This window comes from Lapidilactobacillus mulanensis (assembly GCF_003946215.1).
In the GTDB taxonomy this organism is placed as follows: domain Bacteria; phylum Bacillota; class Bacilli; order Lactobacillales; family Lactobacillaceae; genus Lapidilactobacillus; species Lapidilactobacillus mulanensis.
On sequence record NZ_RHOW01000036.1, the window covers coordinates 1 to 21,422 of the forward strand.

General features: G+C 44.0%; 20 protein-coding genes and 1 pseudogene. 15 read left to right on the forward strand and 6 right to left on the reverse strand.

The genetic code is table 11. The annotated features are described in order from the left end of the window. Positions 1-279: 279 nt before the first annotated feature. From EKM67_RS08445 to EKM67_RS08460, 4 genes are all read left to right on the forward strand, one after another. Positions 280-819 carry a CvpA family protein gene (locus tag EKM67_RS08445; protein ID WP_164506621.1) on the forward strand — a complete coding sequence of 180 codons (540 nt, stop codon included), beginning with the start codon at positions 280-282 and terminating at the stop codon, positions 817-819. An 82-nt stretch (positions 820-901) separates the two neighbouring features. Then, positions 902-3,253 (forward strand): endonuclease MutS2, encoded by a 2,352-nt coding sequence (locus tag EKM67_RS08450; RefSeq protein ID WP_125578585.1) that lies wholly within the window; start codon positions 902-904, stop codon positions 3,251-3,253. 141 nt (positions 3,254-3,394) lie between these two features. Further along, the gene (gene trxA / locus EKM67_RS08455; protein ID WP_125578586.1) at positions 3,395-3,706 is read left to right on the forward strand and encodes a thioredoxin; all 312 of its coding nucleotides are present in this window, start codon (positions 3,395-3,397) and stop codon (positions 3,704-3,706) included. 266 nt (positions 3,707-3,972) lie between these two features. Continuing rightward, complete coding sequence (locus EKM67_RS08460) at positions 3,973-4,455, forward strand: hypothetical protein (RefSeq protein WP_125578587.1); 483 nt, start codon at positions 3,973-3,975, stop codon at positions 4,453-4,455. 36 nt (positions 4,456-4,491) lie between these two features. Here the strand turns inward: EKM67_RS08460 and EKM67_RS08465 are convergent, their stop codons facing one another. Next, positions 4,492-4,989, reverse strand: a complete 498-nt coding sequence (locus tag EKM67_RS08465) for a YslB family protein (protein WP_125578588.1) — start codon at positions 4,987-4,989, stop codon at positions 4,492-4,494. 274 nt (positions 4,990-5,263) lie between these two features. Between EKM67_RS08465 and racE the strand changes: the two are divergent. The 3 genes and pseudogenes from racE (at position 5,264) to EKM67_RS08485 (ending at position 8,005) form a co-directional block, all read left to right on the forward strand. Then, positions 5,264-6,699, forward strand: a pseudogene (gene racE / locus EKM67_RS10895) (glutamate racemase). Beyond that, a complete protein-coding gene (locus tag EKM67_RS08480) occupies positions 6,696-7,217 on the forward strand; it encodes a metallophosphoesterase (RefSeq protein ID WP_125578591.1) in 522 nt (173 codons plus the stop codon). The pseudogene racE and the gene EKM67_RS08480 overlap by 4 nt, the downstream one beginning before the upstream one ends. Positions 7,218-7,810: 593 nt before the next feature. After that, positions 7,811-8,005: a hypothetical protein gene (locus EKM67_RS08485; RefSeq protein WP_125578592.1), complete on the forward strand. Its 195-nt coding sequence runs from the start codon at positions 7,811-7,813 to the stop codon at positions 8,003-8,005. Positions 8,006-8,168: 163 nt separating this feature from the next. On the opposite strand, the gene EKM67_RS08490 is transcribed toward EKM67_RS08485, so the two are convergent. Beyond that, complete coding sequence (locus EKM67_RS08490) at positions 8,169-8,906, reverse strand: MIP/aquaporin family protein (RefSeq protein ID WP_125578593.1); 738 nt, start codon at positions 8,904-8,906, stop codon at positions 8,169-8,171. A 110-nt stretch (positions 8,907-9,016) separates the two neighbouring features. Here EKM67_RS08490 and cbpB point away from each other — a divergent pair, with 110 nt between their 5' ends. Continuing rightward, the gene (gene cbpB, locus EKM67_RS08495; RefSeq protein ID WP_125578594.1) at positions 9,017-9,505 is read left to right on the forward strand and encodes a cyclic-di-AMP-binding protein CbpB; all 489 of its coding nucleotides are present in this window, start codon (positions 9,017-9,019) and stop codon (positions 9,503-9,505) included. Between the two features lie 48 nt (positions 9,506-9,553). On the opposite strand, the gene EKM67_RS08500 is transcribed toward cbpB, so the two are convergent. Next, positions 9,554-10,393, reverse strand: coding sequence for a mechanosensitive ion channel family protein (locus tag EKM67_RS08500; protein WP_125578595.1), 840 nt, complete (start codon positions 10,391-10,393; stop codon positions 9,554-9,556). An 859-nt stretch (positions 10,394-11,252) separates the two neighbouring features. Between EKM67_RS08500 and EKM67_RS08505 the strand changes: the two genes are divergently transcribed. From EKM67_RS08505 to EKM67_RS08525, 5 genes are all read left to right on the forward strand, one after another. Beyond that, positions 11,253-11,654 carry a DUF948 domain-containing protein gene (locus tag EKM67_RS08505; RefSeq protein WP_125578596.1) on the forward strand — a complete coding sequence of 134 codons (402 nt, stop codon included), beginning with the start codon at positions 11,253-11,255 and terminating at the stop codon, positions 11,652-11,654. Between the two features lie 29 nt (positions 11,655-11,683). Further along, positions 11,684-12,379, forward strand: coding sequence for a YtxH domain-containing protein (locus tag EKM67_RS08510; protein WP_125578597.1), 696 nt, complete (start codon positions 11,684-11,686; stop codon positions 12,377-12,379). Between the two features lie 186 nt (positions 12,380-12,565). Further along, positions 12,566-13,006: a MarR family winged helix-turn-helix transcriptional regulator gene (locus EKM67_RS08515; RefSeq protein ID WP_125578598.1), complete on the forward strand. Its 441-nt coding sequence runs from the start codon at positions 12,566-12,568 to the stop codon at positions 13,004-13,006. A 50-nt stretch (positions 13,007-13,056) separates the two neighbouring features. Beyond that, the gene (locus EKM67_RS08520; protein WP_125578599.1) at positions 13,057-13,641 is read left to right on the forward strand and encodes a hypothetical protein; all 585 of its coding nucleotides are present in this window, start codon (positions 13,057-13,059) and stop codon (positions 13,639-13,641) included. 19 nt (positions 13,642-13,660) lie between these two features. Next, the gene (locus tag EKM67_RS08525; RefSeq protein WP_125578600.1) at positions 13,661-13,879 is read left to right on the forward strand and encodes a hypothetical protein; all 219 of its coding nucleotides are present in this window, start codon (positions 13,661-13,663) and stop codon (positions 13,877-13,879) included. An 83-nt stretch (positions 13,880-13,962) separates the two neighbouring features. Here the strand turns inward: EKM67_RS08525 and EKM67_RS08530 are convergent, their stop codons facing one another. Both EKM67_RS08530 and EKM67_RS08535 read right to left on the reverse strand, forming a co-directional pair. Continuing rightward, positions 13,963-14,517, reverse strand: coding sequence for a flavin reductase (locus EKM67_RS08530; RefSeq protein WP_125578601.1), 555 nt, complete (start codon positions 14,515-14,517; stop codon positions 13,963-13,965). A 114-nt stretch (positions 14,518-14,631) separates the two neighbouring features. Then, complete coding sequence (locus tag EKM67_RS08535; RefSeq protein WP_125578602.1) at positions 14,632-15,735, reverse strand: aminopeptidase P family protein; 1,104 nt, start codon at positions 15,733-15,735, stop codon at positions 14,632-14,634. A 195-nt stretch (positions 15,736-15,930) separates the two neighbouring features. Here EKM67_RS08535 and ccpA point away from each other — a divergent pair, with 195 nt between their 5' ends. After that, positions 15,931-16,932, forward strand: a complete 1,002-nt coding sequence (ccpA, locus tag EKM67_RS08540) for a catabolite control protein A (protein ID WP_125578603.1) — start codon at positions 15,931-15,933, stop codon at positions 16,930-16,932. 1,080 nt (positions 16,933-18,012) lie between these two features. Here ccpA and EKM67_RS08545 read toward each other — a convergent pair. Beyond that, on the reverse strand, positions 18,013-20,619 hold the full coding sequence (locus EKM67_RS08545) for a transglycosylase domain-containing protein (protein WP_125578604.1): 2,607 nt from the start codon (positions 20,617-20,619) through the stop codon (positions 18,013-18,015). A gap of 222 nt (positions 20,620-20,841) precedes the next feature. On the opposite strand from EKM67_RS08545, the gene EKM67_RS08550 reads away from it, so the two are divergent. Next, positions 20,842-21,297 carry an ASCH domain-containing protein gene (locus EKM67_RS08550; RefSeq protein ID WP_125578605.1) on the forward strand — a complete coding sequence of 152 codons (456 nt, stop codon included), beginning with the start codon at positions 20,842-20,844 and terminating at the stop codon, positions 21,295-21,297. Positions 21,298-21,422 lie beyond the last annotated feature (125 nt).

Consider the following 21,422-nt stretch of genomic DNA (forward strand, 5'->3'; position numbering starts at 1 on the left):
CAAAGAAAAGTGGTGAATCATAATTCCGTCGAATTATGATTCACCACTAATGTTAGTCAGTTTTATTGGGTTTTATAATATTCTGTTTAAGGATCGCGGGCTTGACTAGTCGCTGATCTAGATAAGTGATAAACTATTTTTATTCATGTTGATCGTTCATTGAAGTTGTTGAAATACGGATGAATGATCAGTCATTACGATCTGTAAACAGATTTGCGTCATCAGGGCCAGAGAAGTATGGGTGGCTGGCTGATAAAAATAGACATTGATGGGGATTTTATGCTGAGTCTACTGATAATTATTATTTTTGCTTATAACTTTTATGTGAGTGCGCGTCGCGGATTACCACTGCAATTATTTTATACGGTGGGTTATTTGTTGACCGTACTGGTTGCTCGCTTGTTATATAAGCCATTTGGTGAGAGCTTAGATTTATTGATTCCGTATCCTTCGGCATCATTGGATAGTCACTTTGTGTTCTTCACGACGACGGTGGGATTAGGATTAGATCATGCATTTTACGCTGGGTGTGCTTTCCTAATTATTTTAGTTGTTGGTTGGGGGATCACTCATTTACTGGCGTTATTCTTGCACAGCCTGGTTTTTAATCGATTGGATCCTGTCGTCAATTTAGGTGGGAGTTTGTTTTTATCATTTTTCGTGACTTATGTGGCGTTATTCTTTATGCTTTATTTATTGGCGCTGATTCCGATCGATGGCATTCAAAACATGCTGGATAAATCGTGGTTGGCGACGTTGATCGTGCGCTATTCGCCGTTCTTGACGAACTGGGTGACACAATTGTGGATCGTTCAATAATCAGTGGTGAGATGCTTTTGGAATTGGCAATCTGATCTAATTGAAACAATGGAATTCGGAAATATTGAGGTGAAAAATTAAGATGAATCCTAAAGTATTAAAAATACTCGAATTTAAAAAAATTAAACAAAAGATGCATCCGTTCTTGCACACAGATATGGGGCAACAACTGCTGAATGAATTAGAACCTGTTTCTGATGCGAGTCAGGTTCAGCTGTGGTTGGATCAGACGAAAGACGGCGTGGATCTATTGCGCGTTAAGGGTGGCTTACCAATTGCCCAGCTGCAAACGATCGGACCAGCCTTGAAGCGCTTGGAAATTGGGGCAAGTTTAAACGGCATCGAATTAGCCGCGATCAGTCGCAATTTACAGGCGACTAGTGCGTTGATCCGTTTTTTCCGTGATTTAGAATTGCCGTTTGAGTTACGCAACTTGCCAGATCTCGTTGCGCAATTAGTGGCTTTGCCTGAACAAGCACAAGATTTACGGCGGAGTATCGATTCTGACGGCACGGTTTTGGATGAGGCTTCTAGTAAGCTGGCGGCGATCCGCAAAACGATTCATGCTAGTGAGGCCCAGATTCGTAGCAAGATGGATGAATACACGCATGGCAATAGTGCCAAGTATTTATCTGAGCCTTTGGTGACGATTCGCGATGATCGTTATGTGATTCCTGTTCGTGCCGAATATAAGAATCAATTTGGCGGGATCATTCATGATCAAAGTGCTAGTGGTCAAACGGTTTACGTGGAGCCACAGAGCGTTTTGAATCTGAATAATAAATTGCGCCAAGATCAATTGGCTGAGAATCAAGAAATCGAACGGATTTTTGCAGAGCTGTCAGAAATGATTGCGCCGTACACGAATGAGCTACAACAGAATCAGTATTTAGTCGGTCAGCTTGATTTTATCAATGCTAAGGCGCATTATGCTGCACAAATTAAAGCAACCGAACCGTTAATCGATGCAGATAATCACGTCAATCTGTTGCAAGCACGTCATCCGTTGATCGATCCGAAAAGAGTTGTCAGCAACGATATTCCGATCGGCAAAGATTATCAGACTATCGTCGTCACCGGACCAAATACTGGTGGGAAAACGATCACGCTTAAAACGCTGGGATTGATTCAATTAATGGCGCAAGCGGGGCTGTTTATTCCTGCGCGCGAAGAAAGTCGGATCGGGATTTTCCGTGAAGTGTTTGCCGACATTGGCGATGAACAGTCGATTGAACAAAACTTAAGTACTTTTTCCGCGCATATGGAAAACATTATTCATATCCTTGCAGACGTGAATGATCATGACCTTGTCCTACTCGATGAGTTGGGTGCGGGGACTGATCCACAAGAGGGTGCAAGTTTAGCAATCGCGATTCTCGATTATCTTGGTGGTGTGGGTGCGGATGTGGTTGCTTCGACCCATTACCCAGAGTTGAAACTCTACGGCTACGAACGTCCGGGCACAATCAATGCCAGCATGGAATTCGATGTGCAATCGTTGCAGCCGACTTACCGACTATTGATCGGTGTGCCTGGCCGCTCGAATGCCTTCGATATTTCGCGGCGTTTAGGCATGCCGGAAGCAATCGTGGCCGCTGCTAAGGAATTGATGAATGATTCTAGTCAAGATCTGAATAATATGATCACTGATTTGGAAAAGCAACGCAAACAGACTGAAGATACCGGCGCTGACTTGCAGAAGCAATTGAGTGAGGCGACGCAGTTACATCAGGAACTCGCGGCAGCTTGGCAAACGTTTAACGACCAACGCGATCAGCAAATGGCCAAGGCGCGCGACAAGGCCGACGAATTAGTGACCGATGCGCAGAAAAAGGCCGACGATATTATCGATGAGTTGCGCCAATTGCGGTTAACTGGACGTACCGATGTTAAAGAGAATCAATTGATCGATGCTAAAGGTGAGTTGAATGCTTTGCACCCAGACCGTCCATTGGCCCATAATCGCGTCTTACAGCGTGCTAAAAAGAAACAAGCTCTCGGTATTGGCGACGACGTCAAAGTGCTCACATACGGCCAAAACGGCGTAATTACGCAAAAATTAAACGAGCATGAGTTCGAAGTACAAGTCGGCATTATTAAAATGAAATTACGCGATCGTGATTTAGAAAAGATCAAGCCCGAGCGTGAAGAGAATCAGCGCCAAATTGTCACCGTTCGTGGTAGCAGCTCACACGTTTCAACGCAACTCGATTTGCGCGGACAACGTTATGATGAAGCCATGGCCAATTTAGATCAATATATCGATTCTGCATTATTGGCCGGACATGAATCAGTCACCATCGTTCACGGCAAAGGAACCGGCGCGATCCGCAACGGTGTCCAAGAATATCTTAAAGGCAATCGCCGTGTCAAAAAGTACGAATATGCACCTGCATCCGCAGGTGGCAACGGCGCAACCATCGTCTATTTCTAACAAGTTGTGAGAAACGACGGTTGGCTGCGTAGAATAAATTTTAAAAATAAATGCGATTAGTTATTTTTAGTAAGCAAAATGATTGTAATTGGGTTTTATTATGCGATAATATATTAAGTAAGATGGATGGAGGTCGTTTGAATGGTTAAAGAAATTACAGATAAATCTTTTGCACAAGAAACCGATCATGGTGTTGTTTTGACCGACTTCTGGGCAACTTGGTGTGGTCCATGTCGGATGCAATCACCAGTTATTGAAAAACTTGCCGAAGAGCTAGATGATGTTAAATTTACGAAGATGGATGTGGATGCAAATCCAGATACACCTAAGTCATTCGGCATCATGGCAATTCCAACGCTGCTCGTCAAAAAAGACGGCGAAGTTGTTGAAAAGATTGTTGGCTATCACAGCAAGGAACAATTGCAAGAGACACTGGCTAAATATACAGCTTAATGAGTTAAGTCGAAATTGACGACCCGAAGATTTATTTCGGGTCGTTTTTTGGTGTCAATTGCTGCCGAAACTTATTTTATTTCGATGAATGATCAGAATTAAAGGAGTGGCAGGGACACTGGTAATTTTGCTTGAACTTGGAAAAAACGAACCATTTACTGCCACTTATATTTTGATCGATCTATTTCTAAGAAGATTGACTTCTCTTTAATCTTAATCTAATATTAGCTCATAAACATATGCTTGTTTATTTAGAGGTGGAAATTATGGGCGCAAAAATAAAAGGCATTTTCACGCCAAAAGGGCTTATTCGTGGTTATTTATTGCCAGTTTATGGTGTCGTGGTGCTGATCAATTATTTCTTTCTGTTTAAAAATCATTTTCATGTGGTTGAGTACGATTCTTTGAGTGCTGCTTCTCGTGCGGCTAGTAATATTTCTGAGTGGGGTTCGATGCGGCTTTCTGGTAATATCACTCGTATTAATGATCCGTTGACGCGCTGGTTGCTTTTGGGCGGGATCGTTGTTGGCTTGTTGGTGTTCATTTATTCAAGTGTTCAGCGCCACCCGGCTTTTATTGCCTTGCTATTTATCTTTGGCTGCTGGATGCCATTCATGTCCACGATGAGCGATAGTGCCGGCGGCGGGGCCAATGTGCTGAGTCGTGTGTTGATCGGTATCTTGATGATTATTGGTTCGGTTTTTGCCTATTATTATTTTATTACTAGAAATTTAGAATTAGACCGTTAAAAAGGGTGCCGCAATTTGCGACACCCTTTTGTTGAGCTATTCTTTTGGCAAATCTTTTACAGGAGCCGTGAATTGGATAAATTGAGGCGCTTGGTTGGTGAGGGGGTCTTTCAGATCTGATTGAAGTGTGATCACCACTTGGTTTTGTTTCTGATCGACTGTGTAAGTGGCTTCGGTCAAATAACCGTTCTGTTGCTGAAAAGTCTCGGCAAGGAAACCCGTTTCCAGATTGAAGCCGCCGTGATCGACGAGTGCCAGCCGCGCAGACACAATCTTGCCATCGAGAAACAAGGTGGTCGTTCCTTTTTTATGTTCGCCGATGGTCAAGTCGCCCCAACGAACCGTTTGGAAAAATTGGGTCGTGTCCGCAAATGTCGCCAACGGGAATTGACGCGCGATGCGTTTGCCCAGCCAATAGGTCAGGTCTTCTGTATCATCGCCTAAAAGTTCGGGCAAAAGAATTTCGCGACTGAATAAAGCGTGGAATGTTTCAGGCGATTCGGTCAAATCGTGTTGCAACTGGGTTAAGTTCATTGTTTTCCTCTACTTCACAATGTGGATCGAGTTTTCGATCGACGTATTTATTGACAAGCTACTCAATATTATAACGGTTTGTATCACGGCTTACAAAAGAAAATTTGTGGTTTTAACCAACTTTGCGCCCAATGAGTTGATTTCAAGAGAACTGGCGGAAAAAATTCTGGTTACATTTCTGATAACATTGTGGTTTCTGCGAGCTGTGACTTGAATAATTGACGAAAAAAAGCGACAATTAAGTTTAATTCAAGATCGGAAGGATACAGAAAAAATGGTAAATCAACCCATTGGTTTTTTGGATTCAGGTGTGGGTGGATTGACCGTCGTTAAAGAAGCGATGCGCCAATTACCCCACGAAGACATTGTATTTATAGGCGATCAAGCGCGCTTACCTTATGGCCCGCGTCCAGCGGAGCAGGTGCAGGAATTTACCTGGCAAATGACCAACTTTCTTTTGCAAAAGAATATTAAAATGCTCGTCTTTGCTTGTAACACCGCTACCGCAGAAGCCTTGTCGGTGATCAAACCGCATTTGTCGATCCCCGTTGTTGGCGTGATCTTGCCCGGAACACGCGCGGCGATCAAGGCGACGCACAATAATCACATCGGCGTTATTTCGACAGAAGGTACTTATAAGTCGCAAGCGTATGTTCAGGCCATTCATGAACGCAATCCGGATTTAGAAGTGACCAGCATGGCGGCACCGAAATTTGTCCCACTCGTCGAAAGCAACCAGTTCGATACCCCTTTGGCGAAAAAAGTCGTCGAAGAAACTTTAGCGCCATTTAAAAAAACGAATATTGATACGTTGATTCTGGGCTGTACACATTATCCATTGTTGCGCCCACTGATCCAAGATTTTCTCGGAGATTCAGTGGAATTGATCGACTCTGGCGCAGAAGCAGTTTCTGAAGTGTCGGTTTTGTTAGATTACTTTGATCTGACGAATGCGAACAATACGCATCAAGGTTCGAGAAAATTTTATACGACCGCGGCGCCAGAAATGTTCGACTTGATCGCGACACAATGGCTAGGATTAACCGACTTACGCGCCCAGGAAGTCAATATTAGCGAGGAGAAATAATGGAAAAGAAATTAGTGATCGCCACGCAAAATAACGGTAAGGCTCGCGAATTTAAGGCCGTATTCGAACCTGCAGGCTGGCAGGTGCAAACTTTAAACGACTTCGATAATTTGGCTCAAGTTAATGAAACAGGTCGTAGTTTTGAAGAGAATGCGCGTTTGAAGGCCGATCATTTTGCTGCCGCGTTAAATTGTCCTGTTTTAGCGGATGACTCTGGATTACAAGTCGATTATTTACATGGCCAACCTGGCATCTATTCTGCCCGTTATGCTGGCGTGGCTCACGACGATGCCGCCAATAATGCTCGGTTGCTCGCCAATCTTGGTGGCATCGCGCCAGAGCAACGTCAGGCTAATTTTCACACGACCTTGGTCTTGGCTTGGCCTAATCGCCCTGACCAGGATTTGGTGGTCGGTGGCGATGTTCCCGGCGAAATATTAGCCGTGCCGCGTGGTGATGATGGTTTCGGTTATGATCCGCTGTTTTACTTAGCAGAATTAGACAAGACTTTCGCAGAAATGAGTGCCGCCGAGAAAAATAAATATAGCCATCGTGGTGCGGCCATTCAGAATTTATTGCCCGTTTGGCAACAATGGTGGCAAGAACAGGAGCAGCAAGTATGAAAGTATTAGTTGTGAGTGATAGCCATGGTGACGATGGCATCTTAGAAACACTTGTCGATCATTATGAGGGGCAAGTGGACGCGCTGATTCATTGTGGCGATTCGGAATTAAGTTACGATGATCCCTTGCGCGCACATTTTTTAATTGTTCAAGGCAATATGGATTTCGATCAACAGTTTCCACTGCTGGTGACTGAAACGATCGCTGGTGAGAAAATCTTAATCGTCCATGGACATCGTTATGGCGTTAATTTTGGCTTGGATAAGTTAGCGTTATTGGCACAGGAAAAAGCTGCAGATTTGGTTTTTTACGGCCATACGCATCAGCTTGCCTGTGAATTTGAGCAGGGGAGTTTGTTCTTAAATCCCGGTTCGATCAGCGAGCCGCGTGGTGAATATTTTAATCTTCACGGCACTTATGCGATTGTGGAAACGAGCGCTGATCAGATCGATGTTCAGTATTACCAGCGGAATTTGAAGCCGGTTAAGAACTTGAAGTTTAAATTTAAGAGGTCATAAAAACGTCCGCGGTAATTTCCTTGGAAATTATCTGCGGGCTTTTTTGTTTGGTTCCGGCGAAATTTGTGGTGGGAACTGGGAAACTGCTGTGGGGACGGCTCCAAGCTTTTGGAAGTACGCCAAAAGTTTTCCGCCTGAAATGTGAGATCTTCCAAAATCGGGAAGATCTCATATTTCTCCATTTTGTAAATTCGCAAAAATCACTCATTAACAAAATTACTACTGCAGTCCCAGTTCCCACCACAAATTTCGCCTAGTCTATTCGAACGAGCTCGACATTTTAACGTCGTGCATTTAATTTATCCTTCTAAATTTTTAACGCGAAAACGAGAATTATCAATTGAGACACACGACAAATTTAAAAATAGGTGCAATCTGCTTCCTGAAACGCCATGTTGTCAGCTTTTTCAAGCTGTTCTGCGCCTATTTTAAAATTTGTCGTGTGCTAATTTGGTCATATTTTAAATTCATCGCTTTTTTCTTTAGTTAATCAGAATAAAGGCTACCTTGATAATCCACCTCCAGGAACTCTGTTATTCATTTCCTACACTAAACCAAATAAGTTTAGGCCGAAAGTGCTGGGGCAGGCAGTCGTGGCAGTGACAACCATGTTGGCGGGCCGTTTTTGCCCGCCTTACATGGTGGATCGATTCGAGATTTTGCCGGTTTTGCAAAAGCTCAAATCGAAGCTCGGAACTTTTCCCGAACTTGGAAAAGTGGAGAGCGGTCCCACAGCCACAGACCTGCCAGCCCCAGCACTTTCGACCGAAGGTAGACCGCATCTTTAATCTCACAAAATTTTAAAGTAAAAAAATAAACCTTAAAGCTGCCCACATCCAACAGGCCAGCTCCAACATTTATTTTTTCAGTCTTTCGTCTCATTGTACATTTTTTCAAGCAATGTTACTTTAGACATGGCGAGCAATTTGCTATGATAGTAAATGTACCCGATTACATGAACACATGTTTATATAAGAATACCGCCGCAATGCCGGCAGTGATCGGTGCAACAATCGGCACCCAAGCATAGCCCCAATTGGAGTTACCTTTGTTTTTCAAAGGTAAGAGGAAGTGGAGCAACCGTGGTGAAAAGTCACGCGCGGGATTCAATGCTGGGCCAGTGGGGCCGCCTAGTGAAGCAACCAAGGTCATGACTAGGAAGCCGAGCGCAAGATGCGCGGTTCCCAAGTCATTGTGATCATGGAAAAACGGCGCCTTTGTGATACCCAGTGCCGAAAAGATCAAAATGAAGCTACCGACAAATTCATTAACGAATCCGTTGAAACGACTCGAAGTCGCATCAATGGTCGCAAAAGTTCCGAGAATTTTTTGTGGATCGGTGGTCATGTTGTAATGTGGCTTGTAGGCCAACACGACAACTGCTTGTCCACAGAACGCACCCAATAATTGCACGGTGATGTAAGGCAAGACTTCGTTCCACGGAAATAATCCGGAGAAGGCCAGTCCCAAAGTAAAGGCGGGATTAATATGGTTGCCCGAAATCCCACCGAAAATCAAGGCAGGGATCATGACACCGGCACCATAACCGAGTGAAATTAAAATCCAACCGCCATGCTCGCCCTTAGTTCCCGTCAAATCGACGTTAGCAACGGCACCATTCCCTAGAATTACCATGATGGCAGTCCCAATGAATTCCGCTGCTAATTTTGTTGCAAAAGAATATTCCATTGTCATCCTCCAAAAAATACACACTTCCTGAAATTATACAGATTTTTAGTGGGTTCGACAATGGGCAATGTTTAAGATTCGTTAAGAAAACCAGAAAGGATCTATTGTAAATGATTGCAAAATCGATCGAAGAAATGTTAATGGCCAAACAAAGTGGCTTTTTGATCCCAGGAGATAAAGTTGCCTCAGTGCAGGAAGATAATCCCTTAACACATGCGTTTCTATTATTAACAAAGGTCCGCTATTCGAAAATTCCAGTTTTAGATGGGCAGTCGCACTTGTTAGGCTTGCTGACGATGCCGATGATCACCGACACGATGATCGAACTCGACGACTTGAGTTTCGAACCCTTACAGAAATTAACCGTCAAAGACGTGATGCAAACGGAATTCGACACGATCAAGACCTCTGCGGATATGGACCTCGCCTTACATTTATTGGTCGATAATCCATTCATTCCAGTCGTCGATGATGATCATGTCTTCTGTGGCATCCTAACTCGTCGCGAAATGATGAAGGCGTTCAATTATGTCGCGCATAATATTGAAAATGAATATGATATCATTGAAAAACCACACCAAATCGCTAAACACGCTTAAAAAAAGCATGTGACTCCCAATTTTTGGGAAGCCACATGCTTTTTTGCGTTAGCCTTGTAAGTTCAACGTATTCGAAGGTAACGTGATGCCGATTTTTTTCAATTCTGACAAATAGTGACCGACTAATAATCGTTGCATGGCGATTTCTGAGCCTTGTTTGGGGATGACTTTGACTTGGTAGACTAAATTTCCATTGGCGAGAACATTAACGCCGAGTAATTCAGGCTCTGATAAAAGTTCGTCTGTCTGGTTGAATAACTTTTCGTTTACGGTGCGCAGAACTTCCTCGAGTTTAGGTAGGTTAGTGTCTGTATCAACGCGTAAATTCACGACTTGTTGGCGATGACCGCGAGAGAAATTGGCAACGATGGAAATATTGCGGTTAGGAATATAATGCAAAGTACCATCGGCTGAACGCACTTGAGTTGTCCGCAACCCTAACGCGACGACAGTGCCGTTGATATTGCTGACAGTGACGACATCGCCAACTTCGAATTGCTGTTCGACTAGAATGAAGAATCCAGTGACGATATCGTTGACGAATCCCTGCGCACCAAGGCCAATTGCCAAGCTGGCGATCCCAGCACTAGCAACCAGAGTACCCACCGGCACACCAAGCACGGTTAAAATTGTGTAGATGTAAAAAATCAGTAGGGTGTATAGCAGCAAGTTTTTCAATAACGACCGAATTGTCGACACCCGATTATTCTTATTCGAGGTGCTTTCTTTATTTAAATAGTGGGTGGTGGTCTTGTTGATCAGCTTCTGGCCGAAAACATTTAACAAGTAGAACATAATGCTGAGCAGCAGAATCTGAATGATGTGCGTCAGGATATCTGCGCCGATTTGGTTCCAATCGAATTTTTCAAGAATATTTAGCTTAGACAAGGTCAAATCTCCTTTAACATGGTGTCTTATCCATAGTGTAACAAATTTTATGGTTTTCAGGCCATAAAAATCGGTTAAAATATTTTGGTTAGTTCCGGCCGTTGCTGGTTGGTGGCAGGGGCAACTCGGAGTGGGGACGCCTGTAGGCAATTAAAAATCAAATTGTCTTCCGGCTCGCTTTGAAGCTTTTTCCTAAAAGCGTGGAAAAATCTTCAAAGACGCCCATGTTGTAAATTCGCACAAACCGCTCATTAACAACATTAGCACTGTGAGTGCCCCTGCCACCAACCAGCAACGGCCTCAACTTGAATTAGTTTAGGGATTAACTGGAAATAACTGGGATTGGTTTTAAATCTCAAATAGATGATCGAAAATAAAAAAGTAACGTTCAAATTTTCTTGTCTGATTCTCACATCTGCCTTTCGTCACCAAAAAATATAGTTCCACTACAAAACCAGTTGCACCGCATCAAATCCGACTCAAACCTGCAGTAGAATAGGCAGAATGCGGAAGAAAACAGCGGCTGTTACTGTGAAAATGGTGTTGGTGGCCCGCTTTTGGTCACCTTACAGCATGGGCGATTTCGAGATTTTTCCAAGGGCTTGGGAAAAAGCTCGAAATCGAGCTTCAAGACAATTCGATTTTCAATTGGCTTGAAGCGTCCCCACAGTCTAACAGCCGCTGTTTTCTGGAGCATTCCGCCGAAGGTGGATCGAATTTTACCACTTGTCAGCATTTCTTAGCTTACGTCGCAGCTTTAACTAAAGAAGCGCTTTTTTTACCTGTATATATCAATTGCGATAGGTTCGCCATGGTGTTATGCTTAAGAGGAAAGTTTAGAAATTAGAGGAGGTTGTTTATGTCAGGCGGAGAAGTCGCTGGTCTGATCGCTGCAGTAGCTTTTTTGATATTGGTCATTTTCCTTTCCATTTTCCTAATTCGGATCACGAAAGTTATGAAGAATGTTGAAAAAACTGTTGATAGTGCCGATCAATCATTGCAAACAATTACCAAAGATGTTAATGCGTTATCAAACGAAGTAGAAGGTCTATTGGTCAAGAGCAACACGTTATTGAACGATGTGAATGGCAAAGTCGCTGCTTTAGATCCCGTGTTCCAGGCGATGGGCGATTTGGGAGAGTCAGTTTCTGATTTGAACAATTCATCTCGTAACTTGGCGTCGAAGTTGACGAGCTCAAAGACTAGCAAGGCAGGAATTGCCGCACAGATCGTTCGTGGCTTTTTCCAGAGAAACAAATAAATTAAAAAAATACGATTGGAGCGATTTAAATGGCAAAAGGACATTTCTTCTTAGGATTAGTGATCGGTAGTGCCGCTGCAATTGGCGCCGCGTTACTTTTAACACCAGAAACAGCTGAAGATATCAAGAAGCGCGCGTCATTAAACAGCAACAAGTTGAAGAATCGTGCGTCAGAATTGTATCAAATTGCCGACGATGCGACGGCTGACTGGCGCGAAGATGCTGCCGAAAAAGTCAACCAGGTTTTAAGTGAACATGAGAGTTTACATTATGCGGTAGACACGTCTAGCAAAGCCGTTCAACAATTCAAGGATACTTTCCAAGATGCGACTGAACAAATGAAGTCACAATTCGGCGATGTTTCTGAACAATTGAAGAGCAGCTTCGAGCAAACTAAAGACGCAGCCGATAATGTGGATAGCGATGATTTCGACGATATCGTCTTAGACAGCCAGTCTGCATTCCAAGAAGCTCAGGATGAAGTCGCTGATTCTGCGGATGATGTCAAAGACGATGCTGCTAAAACAGTCGAAGACGTCAAAGATACCGCTGCAGAGGTGAAGTCAACGGTTAGCAAGGGTGCCTCAGAAGTGAAAGAGGACGCTAAAGATGTCGTTGCCGACAGCAAGTCAGTTGCTAAAGACTCAAAAGATGCCGTCGTTGATACTGCGAGGACAGCTAAGAAATCAGCTGCTAAAAAAGTAGCCGACAAAAAAGATAAGTAGATCCAGTTTATAAGTTAGTAGAACGTCTCGACAAATAGGTTGTCGAGGCGTTTTTTGGTGGCCTGAAATTGGAGGTAAGTCATTTTATTTGCGTAAGCAAATAAAATGGCGCATGATGCTTTTAAAGAAATAGTAATGCTAGATCAGTTATTTTTGTCAGCGATAATGGCGAGGAGGAAAATTAAAATGACGCAGTTAGAGGAGTTGGACACCTACATCAGTGCAATCAATACGGTGTCTCATAAAGTCAAACAATATTTAAATGAGCAGTTAAAGGATTTGGGCGTCACCTCCAGCACTTACTTTTACCTGATGAAGGTGGGGGATAAGGGGCAGCTGTCACAAGATGACTTATTTCAATTAATTCACTTAAATCCGAGCAATATTACGCGTGGTGTGGCGCGTCTGATTAAATTAGGATACTTGTCGAAAGAACAGTCGCCAACCGATCGTCGCGTTAAAATCATCAAGTTGACCAAGTTGGGTGAGCAAAAGTATCGCCAACTCGTGATCCGCCTGCCCACCATTAATGATTCGCTGGTTCAAACGTTGACGCCAGAACAAGTCATTATTTTTAAACAGATATTGACAAGTGTGGACGTCGAGTTGAACCAGTTGTTGGCATGAAGTTCGGTGCTTGGATGTCGATTGTTAAGGACGCAAAGGAGTGTATCGTCATGACTGAATATGTAAAAATTAAAGGTAAGACCGATCAGGATCTGCTCATTCCAGACGGGTTCGTACGAATTGCTACGGATTTACGAGAACGGAATGATGAGCAAGTTCGCGTTGAACGTTATCAACTTGGGGAAAATATCATTGCAAACAACGCGCACGTCACCTTAGTGTTTGGGGCAGATGAGCGGTTGATCAGTTATAACAATTTTGTAGGCGATCTAAATGCCACACTGCCGTCCAAAAGTGAATTGGTTCAACGGGCAATGGAAGTCTGGCAACACTTAGATCCGCAGTATGCTAGTGGGTTACAATTTATGAGGATCGACACCTTGAAACGTTTTTATGTTGATGATCAGGGTCAATCGAACCACTTCAAAGTTTTGTGGGTCAAGTTTGCACATCGCAATGGTTCTTATAACTGGGTTACTTTTGGGCCTGGTGGTCAGGTCTTGGAAGTGGAACGCGAATCTCGTTGGGATTATATGCGCTCAAGGCGAGCGACTGAGGAATGGAACTATGATAATTGGGTTCTTGCCAGAGAAGGAAAGGGGTCACAACTCGCTGCTCCAGAAGCATTGGCATAGAAAATTGTGAGGTCGTTGGATGAATGAACGTGAATATGAACAGGTCATCGCTAAATTAGGCAGCTTGCGCGAACATTTACGGCGGTTAGAAGAAGACGATTACGCGACGGCGATGTATAAAGGATACAGTTCCGATGGCTTAACTTTAACGGAAATCATGGCAGAAATTACTACGGTAAGTGAATCGGTTGAGTTGCTGGAAGAAAGATTGGCCAGTGATCCGGAACAATATCTATAGGCTGATCGTACAAAAAAAGAGATAACGGAAATTTTCCCGTTATCTCTGCAAAGCTATTTTCAATGATTGAAAGCAGTGTGAATTCACTGCTTTTTTTGTTGGCGCAAATAACTGCCAAGCTTGCCTGAACGTTCGGGCTCGAGGAAACGATAGCTGCGCCGATGTTGATTGCCGACAAAGTAGATCGGATCAAAGTTCTCGTTGACTAACCGATCGTTTTCGATTAAGTCATCGCGAACCAAGCGCTTTTCCACGTGGGCGGTAAAATTCGTATTGTTCAGAAAAGTTTCGACGCGTGCTATCTTTAACTCGATCGTTAATAAGGCGTCGGTCAGAATCGGCACGTCATCTTGAATGATGTGGGGAATATCCGGCGTCAGTTTCGGACGCTTGTGTAAGAAACCCGCTTTTTCGATCGTGGCTAAACTTTCGGCACTCATGACATTGAGCGAGCAACGTTTGAAATGAGCGATTTGTTCAGCGGTATTGGAATCACTGCCTAATCCGAAGACGACCATCGATCCCAATGAGTAGGAAGAACTGCAAGCCGTAATGTTGTAGCCGGATTCGGCATCGGGATAACCTAGGATAAAAATGGGAAAGCCATAGTAAAGCTTGGCCGTGTCAAATTCTTTCATCGCGCGAACTCCTTTGTTGTTTTAAAAAAGCTGAAAATAAATGACTGTCACAACAAAGTGTTTTGACGGTGAATGCGTCAAATTTTCAGGCGCATGAAATTAAAAATTCAGTGGTTAGTGTAGGGGAATATGATTTAATTCTTTAGAAGTATGCGTGAAGGCTTGCGCGCCGGTTTCGGTGACGTGGATGCAATCTTCGATGCGCACGCCGGCGAATCCAGGAATATAAATGCCGGGTTCGATCGAGAAGCACATGCCAGGCTGTAGTGCCATGTCATTGCCTTCCATGATCGATGGGAATTCATGGGTGGACGTACCGATACCATGACCGAGGCGATGAATGAAGTATTCGCCATAACCAGCCTTCGTAATAATATCACGGGCAACTTTGTCTAATTCAGCAGCAGTCAGACCAGGTTTAACCGCGTCTTGAGCAGCGAGTTGTGCTTCGAGCGTGACATTATAAATATCACGTTGTTTGTCACTCAATTGGCCAAAAGCAACGGTTCTGCTGGCATCACTCATATAACCGTGATGAGCTGTACCCAAGTCGAATAAAATCATTTCATTAGGTTTGATGGCATTCTTTTCAGGACCACCATGAGGATTTGCGGCATTCGCACCAGCTTGGACGATGGTATCGAAACTCATTTCCATGATGCCTTGTTTCATTAAGCCATATTCGATTTCGGCAACGATTTCTTGCTCGGTGCGTCCTTCTTGAATGGCGTTGAAACCAATTGAAAATGCCAAATCGGCTTCTTCACCGGCTTCTTCCATCAAGGCAATTTCGCCGGGCGTCTTGAATAACTTGAGATGTTCCACGAAGCGTGAAACGTTACCAGGGAAAGTTGCAGCCGGAAATTCTGCGCGTACTAATTCGAAACGCTGAACGGGCAGACTGTCTTTTTCCAGTCCCCATTTTGCATAGTGCGTCGTTCTTGCCTTGATTTGTTCAGCAATCATGGCAAAAGGATGTTGGTGGTCAAGATAGCCATAGATGTCACCAGTCCAGCCGGCTTTTTTAGCAGAGCCAACCGATAATTCTGGGGCGAACATGAATGGTTCTGCATCCGCAAAGGCAAATAAACCAAGGATCCGTTCGTGGGGGTCAGAAATGAAATTAGTGAAGTAAGCGACACTATTCGGATCACTAATGTAAACGACATCCAAGTTTTGTTCTTGGATCCAATTTTGTAATGACTCAAGTTTTGTCATGGTAAGGCTTCCTTTCGTTGTAGGACTCAATGCCAGTATAACATAGTTCAATAAAAAAATTATGAAAGTTCAGTGAAAGTATGATATACTGAAAACGATTTATTTTCAGTAGAAAGTGATAAAACGCTTGCATTTGTTGCTAAATAATGATAAATTAATCTAGAAATCTATGAAAACCGTAGGGGGATTTAAGCAGTGGAAAAACAAACGATTACAATTTATGACGTTGCACGCGAGGCCAGTGTCTCAATGGCAACCGTTTCTCGTGTTGTCAACGGGAATCCAAACGTCCGTCCAGATACACGCGAAAAAGTTTTGAAAGTGATTGAAAAGTTGGATTATCGTCCCAATGCAGTTGCACGTGGCTTAGCAAGTCACCGCACGACAACTGTCGGGGTTTTGATTCCAGATATCACCAATATTTTCTACGCATCATTAGCACGTGGTATCAATGACGTGGCCACGATGTACAAGTACAACATTATTTTGGCCAGTGCAGATGAAGGCAAACATAAGACGGATGCCGTTTTGCAAAGTATCATGGCTAAACAGGTCGATGGCTTGATCTACATGGGTCAGCACGTCGATGATTCAACTCGTAAGGAATTGGATCGCGGCAAAACACCGGTCGTCTTAGCTGGCACAGTCGATCCACAAGATAAGTTCGGCAGCGTCAATATTGATTATGTCGCGGCGATTAAAGAAGCCACTTCACGTTTGATTGCTTCTGGTAACCAACGCATCGCATTTGTCACTGGTCCATTAAGTGACCCGATCAACGGCCAGTTCCGTTTAAAGGGCTATCAAGAGGCACTCAGCGACGCTAAAATTGCTTATGATGAAAGTTACGTCTTTGAAACAGAATACAGCTATCGCGCTGGTGAGGCTGTTTGGGATGCGGTTAAACGTGCCGGTGTCACAGCCGCTGTTGTCACTGACGATGAGTTAGCAGTCGGCTTCTTGAATGGTGCCCGTGATGCCAAGGTCAAAATTCCAGAAGACTTTGAAATTATCACGAGCAACAATACGATGTTAACAGAAATCGTGCGGCCAAAATTAACGTCGATCGCACAACCGCTGTATGATATTGGTGCAGTTGCCATGCGTTTGTTGACGAAGATGATGAATAAAGAAGAGATCGATCAAAAGACGATCTTATTACCACATAGTATCATTACACGGAACTCAACGAAGTAAATATGCTCTTTTTAGAGATGAGTTAGATTGGCGGCAATAGCGATATTGCTGCCTTTTTTCGTGCTCTGGAAAGCGGGTTGTGGGTGATGGCAGTTTGAATTTGCTCCAGAGAATGAACAGCTCACTCGTGGGGACGGCTGCAGGATTTTGAAAGCCCACCAAAATTCTTCCGCCTAAATTTGGAGCTCTTGCCAAAACCGCAAGATCTCCGAATTTCCCATGCTCTAAGCGACGATGGTTCTGTCGCTAAGAGCATTATCACAGTGTGCTGTTCATTCTCTTCCGCAAATTCTGTGGGTCTATTCTAGTGAGTGGATTGAGATTATAAGCTGTGTTCTGACTTGAAAAAAACATGTAGTTTGTGCGTAACTGCTGTTTGAATTTGCTGCAGAGAATGAACAGCTCACTTGTGGGGACGGCTGCAGGATTTCCAAAGATTGGAAATTCTTCCGCCTAAATTTGGAGCTCTTGCAAAAACCGCAAGATCTCCGAATTTCCCATGCTCTAAGCGACGGTGAATCTGTCGCTAAGACCATTATCACAGTGTGCTGTTCATTCTCTTCCGCAAATTCTGTGGGTCTATTCTAGCAAACAGATTTGGATTCTGAACTGGGCTTTCTCCCGTACCAAGCTTTTATGACCAACTTGATTTTCTTGGTAGCAAAATATTAAACGTGATCATATTTCCAGCAACAAAGCAATCGGCGCAGAAATTAAACTACTTCAACTAGACCCTGTTCTTCTTAATACACCACTAAACCAATTCCAGTTTAGGTCGCGGCTGCGTGGGGCAAGTGACGACACTGTGAAACTGGTGTTGCGACATGGGTCATCGTCGCTTACAGCAGGGGCGTATTTCGAGATTTTTATCAGGAGCCGGTTTTGCGACTGAGAAAAAGCTCGAAATCGAGGTAGAAGACTTTCCCCCGAACTTAGGGGAAAGCCTGGAACTGTCCCCACAGTAGTCAGTCACTTGCCCCACGCAGCCGCGACCTAAGGTAAAGTAGCCTACTAAAACAAAACAAAAAATCGACGATCAAACTCAAATTACTGAGTCTTGAACGCCGATTTTTTCAAATGTTAATTCGTATTTTCAGTTGTCGTTGTTGCATTTGAATCTGTTGTTGCATCTGAATTCGTGGTTGTATCCGTATCATCATCGTCGTCTTTAACGATATTACCACTGGCATCAAGTACATTACCCTTGGCATCCATATTCACGCGAACACCATAGTTGTTACTTTTACCGGCGAAATTATCCCAGAATAGTTCGTAATTCTTGTCGGTACCACCGATCCCGAATTTCTCCGTGGCGGCCTTGGGTTCGCTGTCGTTGAAGAGTGCAGTGACCATATTACCCTTCAGATTGTAGGTGCTGCTGCCGACTGTGACCTTGCCATCCGCGGTGCCGGTCGAGGCGAGGACGGAATGAGTTTTCACGCCACTCGGTCTGGACATCGCGCTATTAAGTTTGAGGAGATTAGGTTGGCGCGAATAAACCGCGTTGGCCATTTGTGACCAGTAACTGAGATTGATCGAGCTGGCGTTGGAACTGAGACTATGTTGGTTACCGTAGAAATTGTCATAGCCCATCCAGCTGGCTAAAGTTATGCCGGGGGTTGAACCGACGAACCAAATATCTTTGTCATCATTGGTCGTTCCGGTTTTGCCCCAGACGTTATCTGTGCTGAAGTTTAGTCGCCAGTTGAGGGTTGAGGCGGTACCTTCACTCACAACGTTATGGAGCATGTTTTGCATGATGTAGGCGGTGTTGTCGCTGAACACGCTTGTTTTAGTTTCTTTGTGTTGATAAATGACGGTACCATTGGGCGCGGTGATCTTGCTCACGACGTATGGTTTCGTATTATTTCCGTTGTTTGCAAATGTTGAAAAAGCACTGGCATTTTGTTCGACGGAAATACCTTCTGAGGTCCCACCTAAAGCAATGCCTAATTCAGAACTTTCTTTAGCAGTTAAGGTGATCCCCATTTTTTTCATATAGGCAGATGGATCAACGGAGGTTTTATTCAGCAGGTAGTTGTATAAATTGACGGCTGGTAAATTGTAGGAGTGTTCCAACGCATAGCTGGCCGAAATGAACTTGTTGAGCGACGTTTGACCGAAGTCAGAGGGTTTGTAACCGTTGAAATCTTGAGGGAAATCTGCAATCTGTGATTCGGTATTGATGACGTTGTTTTCAATAGCTGGGCCATAAACCATGATCGGTTTCATCGTCGAACCTGGCGAACGCAATGTATCGAAGGCGTGGTTGACTTGGCTTTCATCGTAATCACGGCCACCAACAAACGCTAAGACTTTGCCCGAAGTGTTGTCCAGCAAAATACTGCCGACTTGAACGGGTTCTGTGATGGTCACCGTCTTTTGCAAGTTCGTATCATAGGCGGATTCGGTATAACTCTGACCGAAATTCGCACTCGCTTCAGACGTGGCGTCTTGCAGATCGTCGTAGAGCGTTTTGTTAATGGTGCTGTCGATTCGATAGCCTTTCTGACGGAGCAAGGTGTCTGCGGAAGTGTAATAAGTGGCGTATAGTTCGTCATCTTTCTTAACTTTTTCAACATCGCGACCATCCGCCTTGATCAATTGCTTGATCAGAATGGTGCGTGCTTGTCCGAGCAATAAGTTATAGACGTAGCCGTATTTGACATTTTGTTGAGTGGCAGTTCCTTGTTGCAAAAACTGTTTAGTGAGATCGACTTTTTTTGCAGCTTCGTATTCTTGGTCGGTAATGTCGCCATTACGCAACATCCGGAATAAGACGACCCGCTCACGCTTGATTCCCAGCGAGGTGTCTTTCTTGAGCTCGCCAGTTTGTGTGAACGGTGTATAGATCGACGGGCTTTGAGGGAGGCCGGCGATGAAAGCAGCCTGTGGTAAAGTCAGCTTGCTAGCGTCGACGCCAAAAATCCCTCTTGCTGCTGCTTGAACGCCGGCGATGTTTTGACCGGCATGATTACGTCCGAATGTTGCGGTGTTTAAATAGGATTCGAGAATTTGATCTTTGCTGAAATACTTGTTGACGCGTAAGGCCAACATAATTTCAATCGCCTTACGTTTCCAAGTTGTTTCTGAGGAAAGCAGCTGCATTTTAACCAGTTGTTGGGTTAGTGTGGAGCCACCAGTTTGGGTGCCCAATCCAGTGACGTCCGCAAGAACTGCGCGGATCAATGACTTGGGAACAACGCCATCATGTTCGTAGAAGTCGCTGTCTTCAGTTGCGACGATGGCGGATTTTAAGTAGGGCGAAATTTGATCTGAACTAACAGTGGTCCGGATCAAATCGCTTTTAACATCGCCTAATTTCACGTTGTCGGCGAAATAAAGCTCGGAAGATTGTTTAACGTCGCTGATTTGGCGCGCCATGCTCGCATAAGTTGGGACTTCTTCGTGACTTAATAAGCCACTAAAATAACCGAGGCCCATTCCCAGTCCTAGGCCGCCGAGAACGAATAGCAACGCGATCGCGTACAAGATCAACGAGCGGATGGTACTCATGGTTACGTTAAATTTGAATTGCCAATCGTGTGGATTTCTTGAGTCTTTTTTTTGTTGTCTCAGAAATGAACGTAATCGTCGAAATGTCTTTTGGAAAAAACGACTTAAGTTGCGGCCAAATTTTTTGAAAATAGCTTGCAACTGGATCCACCAATTTTGGGGCTCGTTCACAAATAACGCCACCTTTTTTCATAGTTACACTATAGAATTATATAACATTTTTAAAGAACGATGCTTATTTAGCCAAAACTGTTAACAGATTGTTAACTTTTCAAGAATTTCAGTGGGATTTCAAACGTGATCGATTCGGATCGCCAGTGAATTTGTTGCAGCAATTATTTGAGTTTCCAATGAAAATCGGATAGACTTGAGGGAATGAAAGGTTGTGTGATAATGACTGATTTGGCGGTGTCAACATATTGGGAGGCGTTTAAAAAAACGCATCCTCAGGCCGGCGATAAATATTTAGCTTGGTCGTTTGGCAATACCGCTGAACAGGCGGATGAATTATTGGCATTGGTGTTGGCTGGTAAAAAAACGGCGACGTCTTCACTCTATCAACTCTATCGGTGGACCAACGAACCTATTCCGCAAGTCGGCGATTTCAATATTATTTTAGACGGTCATCAACAGCCTAGTTGCATTATCCAAACCAGCCAAATCGACGTTGTTCCTTACGCCGAGGTAAGTGCAGAACACGCCACGCTGGAAGGTGAGGGGGATCTAAGCCTCGATTATTGGCACGAGAAGCACTGGCCATTTTTCAGTGAGGAAGCCAAGGCGGCTAATTTCCGGTTCTCCGAACGAGATCCGATCGTTTGCGAACGGTTTGTGTTGCTCGCTCGCTAAAAAAATTAGGTTAATGAAAAGTTTTCCAACTTAAATGAAAGTAGTCAAAAAGCAGATCAGGCTCGGCTCCTGTCAAGAGGACAATCAAATAATTAAAGTGTTTATGCACATTCTTGAACGGCATG